This is a genomic window from Candidatus Paceibacterota bacterium, assembly GCA_028714635.1.
Classification (GTDB): domain Bacteria; phylum Patescibacteriota; class Minisyncoccia; order Phycocordibacterales; family JAQTLZ01; genus JAQTLZ01.
Window position 1 is genome coordinate 1 of sequence record JAQTLZ010000010.1, and the last position, 10,406, is coordinate 10,406.

A 10,406-nucleotide genomic window follows, 5' to 3' on the forward strand; every position below is an offset into this window, starting at 1 on the left:
CCGGCCATAATCTTATAATTTTGGCTGCAAATCGCGAATTTCTCGTCAGCGTATCTCGATATGCTTCCTTAAAATTCGACGATTTTCGCACAAAATTTTAAGATTCTTGCTCGGCATTAGATTGTTCTCAAGCTCTAGTATTTCTTGTAAAAATCCATGCTTCCGCTTGAGGAAAAAAGAAAATTCCGAAGGATTTTGTATTCCAAGACCACTCTTTTTATACTCTGTCTGGCGGTTTTTTTTGTGGCAAGAGCTACCTGGGGAGTGTATCAGAAAGAGAAGGAAAGCAGTCAAAATTTAGCGATCACGGAGAGGCGGTTTGATGAGTTGAATAAAAGAAACGACTACCTAAGCGGTGAAATCAAGAAACTTTCCTCGCCAGGCGGGGTGGAAGAAGAAATAAGGCAGAAATTTCGCGTTGCGAAAGCGGGAGAACAAATGGCGGTGATTGTAGATAGCACCGCACCAGCGCCAAGTATCACAGATGATTCCGGAAATGGATGGTGGGCACGATTGTGGGCATGGATTACACGTTGAAATGCGGGATTGGTTTAGTGGCAGAACGCGACCTTCCCAAGGTTGAGGCGGGGTTTCGATTACCCCATCCCGCACTAGAAAAAGCCGAATAGGCTTTTTCGTGCGGGATGAGAAAGGTGTCGAAACACCTTTCGGGGGTAATCGAAAAAGCGGAGCTATGTTTTTGCAGTAGCAAAAACTGCGAGCTAGGGTCGTGAGAATTTGTTCACGACGGTGAACAAATTACTCCTGACCGATTCCCATCCCGCACTAGTTTAATAAGCCCTAGTAGTTCAATGGATAGAACAAACCCGTCCTAAGGGTTGGATGTCAGTTCGATTCTGGCCTGGGGCACAAAAAAAAGAAAAAGCCGATTAACTCGGGCTTTTTCTTTTTTTTGTGCCCCAGAAGAGGCATAAAGATGCCTCTGTGCCAGAATCGAAGCCCGATTGAGCTTCGCCTAATGGCGAACCAATCGGGGTACTGAAACTGTAAGTTTCGATTCCTGCCCGTGACCACAACTTTTCAACAATCCAATTTTGACCTAATCAAAACCCATGGTACTCTATTAGCCAGTTTTGGCTGTTTGAAAGCGGGGAATAGCCAACCTGCGCTGCGAGGGAGTCGCAGTTTTGTTCAATTTTAGTGAGGGAGGTCGCATGCTAGTGATCGCGCCGTTCGATACAAGGGCTTTGTCAGTGGATCGGGGGGATCCAAAGACAAAAAAGGAATTGGGGGCGGATGATTTTTTCGTTTTCATTGAGGCAATCGTCAGATCGGGCCAAGTAATTAAGCCCGGTGCGCCGAAGGTGAAGGTTGTAAAGGTTGGGCGCTACAAGGTGCCCATCAATGTAACTCTCACGGCGAGCCTGAGTCCTCAGCTCAAGAAGTTGTGGAACGAGAAGGTCGAGTACGCTCACCTGGAACACTGGTCCCAAACGGTGACTGAAGCCATCATTTGTTCCGTTCAAGCGGTTATGGTTGAACACCTCGGCCTGACCTGGGACCCAATTTTGAAGCGGATCAGGTAGATTGTTTGGGAGTGCGAGTCTTTGTTGCCGAAAAGCGACAGAGACTCGTTTTATTTTCTCGATTTTTTGCTATACTTCTTGTTATGGATCCCGAAATAAAAACTCTGCTCGAAAAAAATCTTGCTTTGAACCAAGAAAACAATCAGCTTCTCAAAAAGATGAATCGACGAGCAAAATTCGGTTCGATAATGCACCTCATTTATTGGCTCATTATTATCGGGTTTAGCGTCGGCTCGTATTATTTCATCCAGCCGTATATCAATCAGTTGATTTCAACATATTCCAGTATTCAAACGGGTGTGGATAATTTCAACAGTTTCAATCCTTTTAAAAAATAGACGGATTTCTTCCTTCTCTAATTAACTTGATAAGATAGCCCAAAACGGGTAAAGTACTACTTGTTCTAGCTCGAAAGTCGTCTGAAGAGCTAGTGTATTTGGTCGAAAATTTTTACGCCTTCGGCTAAAAATCTTTCGATCCGAATTTTGTGTGGCAAAATTCGCCGAGGTAGCTCAGTTGGTAGAGCATTCCCCTGAAGAGGGAAGGGTCACCAGTTCGAACCTGGTCCTCGGCACAAGAAAAACCGCCCGAAAGGGCGGTTTTCTCTTGACCGAGGAAAGAGGCAAACTGCTTTGCCTCTGGCCAGCTTCGAAAGGGTTTTCGTTATTTGCTGGAAGCAAATCGAAAACCACCTGGCTATGTAGTAGTCGAACCTGGGTCTCGGCACAAAAAAACGGACCCTGTTTGCCGTAAGGCATTCAGGGTCCGAAGTGTTCTCATACTATTGCGAGATTTTTTCTACGAGCACTCGCCATCTGGAATCCCACCCCTTCCATCCCCCTCGCACAGGAGTGAAATCAAGGCCGCGTTTGAATTCCGGCAATGTAAGACTTTGCCGGACGCAGATATGGCTCGGTGCGCCCGAGTGACCACCAAAGATTGATGCTGGATTCTTTGGTTCTGCAGCCACAATATCAAAACCGCAGAGTTCCTTCAGGAAAGGATCTGTTTCGAACAGAACCATGAGATCCAGGAGTGGCCAGACACCGTTTCGACAGAGTTGCCAGCCTTCGCGAGCCCAGAGATCGGGGTCGGGTGGCACGACGTGAATTTCCCTGCGGATCATGCAGACTTGGCCAACTTTGTCTGCCGTAATATCCGGATTGACCCAACTGTACCCGCCCTGCTTGAGCGCTTCTTCGAAGCTTCTGCAAACTGTTCCCACCATGATTGGCGGGTACAAAGTCTCGACATTCATGGCGAACTCCTTTTTTCAATGAGATGCGAAAACTGCTCTTTTGGTACACGCTAGGCAAACAATAACAAGCTTGGGCAATTTTGCCAAGCTTTCTCTAGAATCGATTTCCTGCAAACTAAATCGTCTTCACCTTGAGTTTCGTCTGCTTTCCCTTATTTATTTTCGGTAATTTGATGATGAGAAGGCCGTGTTTTTCTATCGCTTCGGATTCTTCAGGTTCTACTTCTTGAGGGAGCAAAATTGTGCGGGAAAAAGAACCCCAATACAGCTCTTTTGAAAAATAGTTTTCATCTGAAATGCCTCTTTCGCCTTCTCGCTTGCCTTTGATTGTCACCATGTCGCGAGTGATATTTACATCCAAATCTTCAGGCCGTACTCCCGCCACCATAGTCTTTATGACGATTTCTTCAGGTGTTTGGTGCACATCTACAGCGAGCTGGCCTTCTTCCGCCTCTTCTTCCATCCATTCACCCTTTTCATTCTCTTTCTCATCCTGAACTCCTCTCTGTGTGTCATCTACCTTGACTGCGCCGGTAAGTCTTTCAAAAAATGATTTTTTATCTTTCAGCATAGAGAGAAGTTAAGTTAATAATTTATCGTGTTTTAAGAACAAGTTTTGTTTTTGAAGGCCGGATTGATTTTACTTTCTCAAAGAAAACCATAAGCACAATGACTGCCATCCACACTCCCGCAAATACCATGAATGTATTATTGCCTTCTATTATAAAGAAATTAAAGAGGGTGTGCAATATGATTGCGAAGAACAATCCGTAAAGAATATAGAGTTTTTTTGTTCCCTCCTTCTTGTAGAAGGCGAGAGCGATAAAGAGGCCAACCATAGCTGAAGAGACGGTGTGGAGAAGCGACGCGCCGATAAAGCGAAGGTTACCCGTGAGCAAAGTCTCGACGATATTTCCTGCGGCAAGCGGCTGCATCAGGAAAAAGGTGTTTTCAATGGCGCTAAATCCTAATGCTGCGGTAATGAGATAGATCAAGGCGTTTACCGGTTCATTCATATTCTTTTTTCCAAGCGCGGCAACGTAAGCGGCGAAAAATTTCAAACTCTCCTCGATCACTGCCCAGAGAAGAAATGTCAGACCGTTTCCGAATCCATGTGAGGAAACATATTTTTCAAGCGGAAGTGCAAGGGGGGCAGCAATCATCCCTGCGAAGAAAGCGAGGACGATAAGACCGCGCGGTTCTGGGTGAATGGTGTCTTCCCGAAGCCAAAACCAAAGCCAAAAAAGCGCGGGGATAAAGCCTCCGAGCATTGCCCAAAATACTGTTTCTGCGTTTATCATCACCTTTATTGTACCTTATCTAAGCAGGCCAGTTTTCCACCATAAGGAGGCTTTCGGTATCTTCGAGCGAGCTCCAAATCTCTTCCGTAACAAAAGGCACGAATGGATGAAGGGCTTTGAGGCAGGTTTTCAGAATGTGGAGGAGGGTAGATTGGCGGGATTGTTTAGCGGATTCATCCGTTCCGCTTATAATTGGCTTGGATTCCTCGATAATAACGTCTGCAAAAGTGTTCCAGAAGTAATGGTAAAGCTTTTCTCCTGCGAGATAAAAACGGAAATTATCCATGTCTTTGGTGATGTCTCGCATTGCGTCGTCGAGTTCTGCCAAAAGCCCTTTATCTTTTTCGCTTACTGTTGGTGAGGCTTTAGTATCAAAATCTTGCGTACTCTCGAGAACAAATCGCGTTGCATTCCAAATTTTATTTGCAAAATTTTTGTAAGCGCGGATTTTGTCTTCGGAAAGGGCGAGGCTTGTTCCCGGAGTATTCCCGACAACCATTCCCATGCGGAACGCGTCAGTCCCGAATTTTTCGGTCAGGTCGAGCGGGTTTATCACATTGCCTTTTGACTTACTCATTTTTTGCGCCTTTGCGTCGAGCACAAGGCCGTGCAGGTACACAGTCTTAAAAGGGACTTTGCCGGTTCTATAAATTCCAAGCATGATCATGCGAGACACCCAGAAAAAGATAATTTCTCCGGCAGTCTCCATCACATCCGTTGGATAGAAATCCTTGAAATCTTTTCCATCGGGGAAGCCGAGTGTTGCAAATGGCCATTGCCCCGATGAGAACCACGTGTCGAATGTGTCAGTATCTTTTCGAAGTGCTCCCTTACACTTCGTGCATTTTGAAAGTGTGTCGTCGAGGTCAACGTATCCTTCTCCGCATCCATCGCAAATTTTTGCAGGAATAGGGATTCCCCAGACGATCTGGCGGGAAATATTCCAGTCCATAATATTTTCAAGCCAGTGCGTTGTGATTTTTTCGTAATGGTCGGGAATGTATTTTATTTCTCCAGCTTTTATTCTCTCAAGCGCTTTTTCTGCCAACGGCTTCATCTTGATGAACCACTGAGGAAGCACTTGCGGTTCGATAGTTGTCCCGCATTTGTAGCAAGTGTGGACGTTGTGTTTGTAGTTCTCGTCAATCTTTTCAACCAATCCCTTTCCTTGCAATTTCTCAACAATCGCTTCACGAGCTTTTGAAATATGCTGACCAGCAAACTCTCCGGCAATAGGGAGAAGTTTGCCTTTGAGGTCAATAATCTGCTCCATATCGAGGTTGTGCCGTTTTGCAATATCAAAGTCTACGCCGTCGTGCCAAGGGGTAATAGTCATAACACCCGTACCGAATTCCATATCTACCGCTTCGTCTTTTACAACTGTGGCGGTAATCGGGCCATTTATCCACTCAAGATCGATTTTTTGTCCGTCTTTGTATTCCGCATAGCGCTTGTCTTTCGGGTGCATCACGACATATTTGTCACCGAATTTTGTTTCCGGTCGTGATGTACCGATCACAAAAGGTCCGTATTTGAGGTAGTAAAATTTCTCGGTTTTCTCGACGTCGGCAATTTCAAGATCAGAAAAACTGGTCTGATGCCGTGGGCACCACGAGACGATTCGCTTGCCTCGGTAGAGGAGTCCATCCTCGAAGAGTTTTTTGAACGTTTGATAAACCGTTTTTACAATCTCCGGATCAAGAGTGAATTTTTCTCGAGACCAATCGCATGAAGCTCCCATTTTCGCCACTTGTGATTTGATATTTTTTGAATTTTCAAGCGTAAAATCAAGAATGTTTTTGTAGAGTTCTTCCGGCGGAAAATCAAAACGGGTTTTGCCTTCTTTCTCAAGCTTTTTTTCGTACACTACTTGCGTCTCAAAACCGGCATGGTCGAGGCCGGGGAGCCAGAGCGTCTTGAAGCCTCGCATGCGCTTGTATCGCACCATAATGTCCTCAATAGTCATCACGAGCCCGTGGCCAGCGTGAAGAGAACCATTGGCGTTGGTCGGGGGCATGAGAATTGAAAACGAAGGGGCGTCAGCCTTGGTAACGCCTTTCGCAACACAAGTATCAGGATTAAAAAAACCGCTCTCTTCCCAGAGCTTGTAGATTTTTCCCTCGGTCGCTTTTGCGTCGTAGGGCTTTAAGAATTTTTCGTCCATCGGAAAATAATAGCATTTTTGGATGAATTCTGGTAGATTTGAAAAAGAAAGGAGACCTTTACCATGAGGTACATTAGATTTTTCTCGAGAGGTGTCAAGTTTCTGTGGGCCTGGATTCTCTATCGTCACGTAATGGAGATGTACGTTGATGGATGGGACTTCATGATGCCCGAACGATACCGTGATAAGTTCTGGGTGGTTTGTAAACGCAAATGTGGCCTTCAGTGAGCCATTACCAGACTAGCAAGGACTGTCCTTGCTAGAGGAAAAAGGAGACAGGACATGGTTAATTCAACGAGTAGTCCGGCAGAAAAAAACAAAGATGGAGAAGCGATCCTTTTCTATCTTACGTACTGCGCTGTGCTGTACGGTCTGCCTCTCGGGCTGGTGGGCGTTTACTGTTCGATCGAATGGGTGAAGAATTTTTTCACCCTCTGATTTTCAGAGTGATAAGTTCCCTCGCGCCTCAAGCGGCTGGTTCACTCCGGCCGTTTTTTCTTTTAATAGAAAATTTATATATCCCGCTCCGGCAATCATAATTGCATTGTCTGTTGAGAGCTCTTTTGAGGGGATGAGAAGCTTCGTTTGAGGGAAATCTTCGGCTAATTTTTCAAAACTTTTTCTTATATGCGAATTTGCTGACACGCCTCCAGCGATGATGAGTGTTTGCGGGCCGAATTCTTCGATTGCTTTGCGGGTTTTTGATACAAGTACTTCTGTAACAGAATCTTCGAATTCTTTTGCAATTTCTGCTTTGATTTCTGCTGTTGGCTCGCCGATTTCTTTTAATTTATACAATACGGAAGTTTTGAGTCCGGAAAAAGAGGAATCATAGTCATCAGACTTGAGCATTGGGCGGGGGAGCGCCAAAGTGGAGCTAGCTCCACTTTGGCGCTGTTTCTCTGCAAGTTTGCTAATCTCTGGTCCCCCAGGGTAAGGAAGTCCAAGAAGCCGTGCCACTTTATCAAAAGCCTCGCCAACAGCGTCGTCCCGAGTTTTTCCAATCACTTTATACTCTCCCCATTTTTCCGTGAGCACAAGTTCTGTATGTCCTCCGGAAATAAGGAGTGCGAGAGCGGGGAATTCAATTTTTGTATTTTCTGTGAGAAGCGGAGAGACAATGTGTCCTTCCATATGATTGACCGGAATGATTGGAATGTTCCAAATGTATGAAAGTGCTTTCGCAAAACTGACTCCAACCCAAAGCGCCGGCTCGAGCCCAGGGCCGTAGGTAACTGCGATTGCATCTATTTTCGGCTTTTCGATCGTCGGAATATATTCGAGAAAGAGGGGAGCGAGTTCTTGTTCTCTCTCCAGTATTTTTTCTATTCCTTTCTCATCAATTTTTTCTTGTTTTGACTTTGAAAAACCCGATTCCTCCAAAAGTTTTTTCAAAAGTGGAATCAAATTTTTCTGGTGTTCGCGTTTTGCAAGCATCGGCACCACTCCACCATGTTCTTCGTGGAGTTTTGTTTGTGAGAAAAGGGTAGCAGAAAGGAGGCGAAATTGAGGATTTTCGAGGGTTCCTGTCGCTTCGACAAGCGAAAGAGCTGTTTCGTCACAGCTTGTTTCTATTCCTAAAATAATCATTACCTTACTATAAGAATCCAGAAGAGTATTGCAACCGCGATCCGATAAATCGCAAAGGGAATGAAGGTGTGTTTTTTAACAAAATTGAGGAGGAATTTGATACTTGCAAGCGCAACCACGAATGAGACGACAAAGCCGATGGCGAGAAGATAAATTTGGCTCGTCTGTATGGATGAAGCACTTTTTAAGAGATCGAGTCCGCTTGCTGCGAGCATTGTTGGAATCGCGAGAAGAAAAGAAAATTCCACGATTGTCTCACGCTTGATGCCGAGAAGAAGTCCTCCGACAATTGTTGCCGCAGAGCGGGAAACTCCCGGCACGATTGCCACGGCTTGAGCGAGACCGATAAGCGCAGATTTTTTATACGAAATTGATTCGATGTTCTCGATTCTTTCCCCCTCCTGTTTTTTGTACCAAAGCTCGAATACCAAAATCGCGATGCCGCCAAGTAGAAGCGACCAGAGTACCACAGTGCTGTTGCCGAGGAGGTAAGTTTTTACAACTTTATATAAAGCGAGGCCGATGATTCCGGTTGGGATAAATCCGATAATGATTCTTTTCCAGGATTCGATGCTTGTGGTAAGTCGTTTCCAAAAGAGCACAACTACAGCCAAGATTGCACCAAGCTGGATAAAAATTTCGAATGTCTTGAGAAATTCTGTTTGCGGAATATGCAAAAGATTCCCCGCAAGAATCATGTGACCCGTCGAAGAAATTGGAAGAAATTCGGTGATTCCTTCGATGATGCCGAGAATAATTGCGTGGATGATGGTCATGTTTGTGAGTAAATTAATTATACGGTGGGCGATAGAGGATTCGAACCTCTGACATCGTCAACGTCAATGACGCGCTCTACCAACTGAGCTAATCGCCCGCTTTTCTCTCACCAACTGACTAACCGTCCCAAAACTCTATCAATCTAACAGAAAAAGAGATTATTTTCTAGACGCAAGGTTTATTGCAGTTTTTGCGTAATTTTTTACCCGGTCAGAAATTTCCTGACTTTTCTCGACTTCGTCCGGACTAAGCCACTTCCACTCATCACTTTTTTGCTCGGGTACAACATTATCTGAATCTGATGTTGCTGCAAATACGAGATCTATATGGCTATGCACCGCATTTATTTTATGAAGATTCATAAAAGCTGGCGGAATGAGCTGGCGCGAATTGGTTATGTCCGAATAATCCTTTAGTGGGGGTTCTTTGTGGGGGTGAATAAGTTTTATATCGAGGCCCACTTCCTCTTTTGCTTCGCGAATTGCGGCTTGATTTGGTTCTTCATCAAGCTCTACATGCCCACCGACTCCGATCCAGATGTGATATTTTTCATGTTTACGAAGCAGAACTTTTCCTTTGTACACGATGTAAACGGTCGAAGTAAAATCAAATTTTTCGTGGATATGGGGCATAATTAGTTGCCGATTATTTTCAAAATTTCTCCAGTGATTTCTTCAACAGATTGTTTGTCTGAATAGAAAGTAGGAATTCCTTCGTGTTTGCTCTTCAGATAGAGATCATGGAGAAATAAAAAATGTTCCATACTTTTATTTGCCAGCTTCCTTCCTGATGTGTGCATATTGTCCACTCTTTCCTGAAATCGCTTTTTTAGAACCTCAAGGTCTGCTTCCATGTTCACTTCATAAAATGCCATTCCGTTCTCATCTGCAAGCTTTTTGTAATTCTTCCAGAGTCCGGATTCTACTTTTGGCGTGCCTTCCATAATAAGTGAGAGGCCATCTTTCACCGCTCTTTTTCCTAGGTCATATGCCATGTTGTGAAGCATATCGTTATGCATCATGCTTTCATATTGCGAAATAAACCACTTGATTTTGTCTTTTCGAATGTGGAACATTTCAGGTACCACTTTCATTAACTCTTCAGTAATGGTTGATTTTCCCGCACAAGATGCTCCGTAGATGATGAGGATGAATTTTTTGGATTGCATATAGTTTTGGCGGAGGAGGCGAGATTTGAACTCGCGAGACCCTTTCGAGCCTGCTGGTTTTCGAAACCAGTGCTTTCAACCGCTCAGCCACTCCTCCAAGATTTATAAGGCTCTATCCTAGCAATTTTTTGCCATTTTTACAAAAAATGATATGATTCTTCTGTTTTTACGAGTTATTTATCTACTCGTATGGCCCTATCGTCTAATGGTTAGGACACGGCCTTTTCAAGGCTGTAATCCGGGTTCGACTCCCGGTAGGGTCACAAATTTCGCGTAAGCGAATTTGCTGACCCTAAACGAGCAATGGGGATTGCTCGTGACCGGGAGTCGAAGCCTCGTTGAGCAGATTTTGTGAGCGAAGCAAAACAAAATCTCCAACGAGGAAACTGCTCCTGTAAGGAGAGGTATCCCGGCAGGTTATTGGTCGTGTAACGACCGACATTCCCGGTGTCGAATCACTTCTCGCCCTCAATGATTTGCCGTATACTAAACGTATGACCAAAAACCCTTTTTACAATGCTTTGTTTGCAATTGCATATATTGCAGTACTTGTATCGGTCGTGTTCTACAGTCCAGTTCAGGGTCCAGATTTCAGTATTTT

At 44.7% G+C, this 10,406-nt stretch carries 12 protein-coding genes and 6 tRNA genes; 8 read left to right on the forward strand and 10 right to left on the reverse strand.

Features of this window, described 5'->3' with window-relative positions; translation table 11 throughout:
* The first annotated feature begins 156 nt into the window (after window positions 1–156).
* The 6 genes from PHS53_04865 to PHS53_04890 all read left to right on the forward strand — a co-directional run bounded on the left by PHS53_04865 (window position 157) and on the right by PHS53_04890 (window position 2,121).
* A complete protein-coding gene (locus tag PHS53_04865) occupies window positions 157–537 on the forward strand; it encodes a septum formation initiator family protein (protein MDD5357447.1) in 381 nt (126 codons plus the stop codon).
* Window positions 538–540: 3 nt separating this feature from the next.
* A tRNA-Gly gene (locus PHS53_04870) sits at window positions 541–611 on the forward strand.
* A 187-nt stretch (window positions 612–798) separates the two neighbouring features.
* A tRNA-Arg gene (locus PHS53_04875) sits at window positions 799–870 on the forward strand.
* A 305-nt stretch (window positions 871–1,175) separates the two neighbouring features.
* Window positions 1,176–1,547 (forward strand): hypothetical protein, encoded by a 372-nt coding sequence (locus PHS53_04880; GenBank protein ID MDD5357448.1) that lies wholly within the window; start codon window positions 1,176–1,178, stop codon window positions 1,545–1,547.
* Window positions 1,548–1,630: 83 nt separating this feature from the next.
* Window positions 1,631–1,885 (forward strand): hypothetical protein, encoded by a 255-nt coding sequence (locus tag PHS53_04885; protein MDD5357449.1) that lies wholly within the window; start codon window positions 1,631–1,633, stop codon window positions 1,883–1,885.
* A gap of 163 nt (window positions 1,886–2,048) precedes the next feature.
* Window positions 2,049–2,121: transfer RNA gene (locus PHS53_04890), tRNA-Phe, on the forward strand.
* Window positions 2,122–2,328: 207 nt separating this feature from the next.
* On the opposite strand, the gene PHS53_04895 is transcribed toward PHS53_04890, so the two are convergent.
* The 4 genes from PHS53_04895 to PHS53_04910 form a co-directional block, all read right to left on the reverse strand.
* Window positions 2,329–2,805 carry a hypothetical protein gene (locus PHS53_04895; protein MDD5357450.1) on the reverse strand — a complete coding sequence of 159 codons (477 nt, stop codon included), beginning with the start codon at window positions 2,803–2,805 and terminating at the stop codon, window positions 2,329–2,331.
* 115 nt (window positions 2,806–2,920) lie between these two features.
* Complete coding sequence (locus PHS53_04900; GenBank protein MDD5357451.1) at window positions 2,921–3,376, reverse strand: Hsp20/alpha crystallin family protein; 456 nt, start codon at window positions 3,374–3,376, stop codon at window positions 2,921–2,923.
* A 22-nt stretch (window positions 3,377–3,398) separates the two neighbouring features.
* Window positions 3,399–4,106: a PrsW family glutamic-type intramembrane protease gene (locus tag PHS53_04905; protein ID MDD5357452.1), complete on the reverse strand. Its 708-nt coding sequence runs from the start codon at window positions 4,104–4,106 to the stop codon at window positions 3,399–3,401.
* 19 nt (window positions 4,107–4,125) lie between these two features.
* Window positions 4,126–6,270, reverse strand: a complete 2,145-nt coding sequence (locus tag PHS53_04910) for a valine--tRNA ligase (protein ID MDD5357453.1) — start codon at window positions 6,268–6,270, stop codon at window positions 4,126–4,128.
* 282 nt (window positions 6,271–6,552) lie between these two features.
* Between PHS53_04910 and PHS53_04915 the strand changes: the two genes are divergently transcribed.
* Window positions 6,553–6,708 (forward strand): hypothetical protein, encoded by a 156-nt coding sequence (locus PHS53_04915; GenBank protein MDD5357454.1) that lies wholly within the window; start codon window positions 6,553–6,555, stop codon window positions 6,706–6,708.
* Between the two features lie 3 nt (window positions 6,709–6,711).
* Here PHS53_04915 and tsaD read toward each other — a convergent pair whose 3' ends face one another.
* From tsaD to PHS53_04945, 6 genes are all read right to left on the reverse strand, one after another.
* On the reverse strand, window positions 6,712–7,860 hold the full coding sequence (gene tsaD / locus PHS53_04920; protein MDD5357455.1) for a tRNA (adenosine(37)-N6)-threonylcarbamoyltransferase complex transferase subunit TsaD: 1,149 nt from the start codon (window positions 7,858–7,860) through the stop codon (window positions 6,712–6,714).
* Window positions 7,860–8,636 carry an undecaprenyl-diphosphate phosphatase gene (locus tag PHS53_04925; GenBank protein MDD5357456.1) on the reverse strand — a complete coding sequence of 259 codons (777 nt, stop codon included), beginning with the start codon at window positions 8,634–8,636 and terminating at the stop codon, window positions 7,860–7,862. Before PHS53_04925 ends, tsaD begins: the two co-directional genes overlap by 1 nt.
* Window positions 8,637–8,661: 25 nt before the next feature.
* Window positions 8,662–8,734: transfer RNA gene (locus PHS53_04930), tRNA-Val, on the reverse strand.
* 61 nt (window positions 8,735–8,795) lie between these two features.
* On the reverse strand, window positions 8,796–9,269 hold the full coding sequence (locus PHS53_04935) for an NUDIX domain-containing protein (protein MDD5357457.1): 474 nt from the start codon (window positions 9,267–9,269) through the stop codon (window positions 8,796–8,798).
* A 2-nt stretch (window positions 9,270–9,271) separates the two neighbouring features.
* A complete protein-coding gene (locus PHS53_04940; GenBank protein ID MDD5357458.1) occupies window positions 9,272–9,805 on the reverse strand; it encodes an AAA family ATPase in 534 nt (177 codons plus the stop codon).
* Window positions 9,806–9,812: 7 nt separating this feature from the next.
* Window positions 9,813–9,902: transfer RNA gene (locus PHS53_04945), tRNA-Ser, on the reverse strand.
* A 94-nt stretch (window positions 9,903–9,996) separates the two neighbouring features.
* Here PHS53_04945 and PHS53_04950 point away from each other — a divergent pair.
* A tRNA-Glu gene (locus PHS53_04950) sits at window positions 9,997–10,068 on the forward strand.
* Window positions 10,069–10,406: the final 338 nt, after the last annotated feature.

What these genes read in the sequence shown, in the direction of transcription:
- PHS53_04935 (MDD5357457.1), bottom strand. Translation starts at nt 9,269, where the DNA reads ATGCCCCATATCCACGAAAAATTTGATTTTACTTCGACCGTTTACATC.
- PHS53_04895 (MDD5357450.1), bottom strand. Translation starts at nt 2,805, where the DNA reads ATGAATGTCGAGACTTTGTACCCGCCAATCATGGTGGGAACAGTTTGC.
- PHS53_04865 (MDD5357447.1), top strand. Translation starts at nt 157, where the DNA reads ATGCTTCCGCTTGAGGAAAAAAGAAAATTCCGAAGGATTTTGTATTCC.
- PHS53_04900 (MDD5357451.1), bottom strand. Translation starts at nt 3,376, where the DNA reads ATGCTGAAAGATAAAAAATCATTTTTTGAAAGACTTACCGGCGCAGTC.
- PHS53_04940 (MDD5357458.1), bottom strand. Translation starts at nt 9,805, where the DNA reads ATGCAATCCAAAAAATTCATCCTCATCATCTACGGAGCATCTTGTGCG.
- tsaD (MDD5357455.1), bottom strand. Translation starts at nt 7,860, where the DNA reads ATGATTATTTTAGGAATAGAAACAAGCTGTGACGAAACAGCTCTTTCG.
- PHS53_04925 (MDD5357456.1), bottom strand. Translation starts at nt 8,636, where the DNA reads ATGACCATCATCCACGCAATTATTCTCGGCATCATCGAAGGAATCACC.
- PHS53_04915 (MDD5357454.1), top strand. Translation starts at nt 6,553, where the DNA reads ATGGTTAATTCAACGAGTAGTCCGGCAGAAAAAAACAAAGATGGAGAA.
- PHS53_04910 (MDD5357453.1), bottom strand. Translation starts at nt 6,270, where the DNA reads ATGGACGAAAAATTCTTAAAGCCCTACGACGCAAAAGCGACCGAGGGA.
- PHS53_04885 (MDD5357449.1), top strand. Translation starts at nt 1,631, where the DNA reads ATGGATCCCGAAATAAAAACTCTGCTCGAAAAAAATCTTGCTTTGAAC.
- PHS53_04880 (MDD5357448.1), top strand. Translation starts at nt 1,176, where the DNA reads ATGCTAGTGATCGCGCCGTTCGATACAAGGGCTTTGTCAGTGGATCGG.
- PHS53_04905 (MDD5357452.1), bottom strand. Translation starts at nt 4,106, where the DNA reads ATGATAAACGCAGAAACAGTATTTTGGGCAATGCTCGGAGGCTTTATC.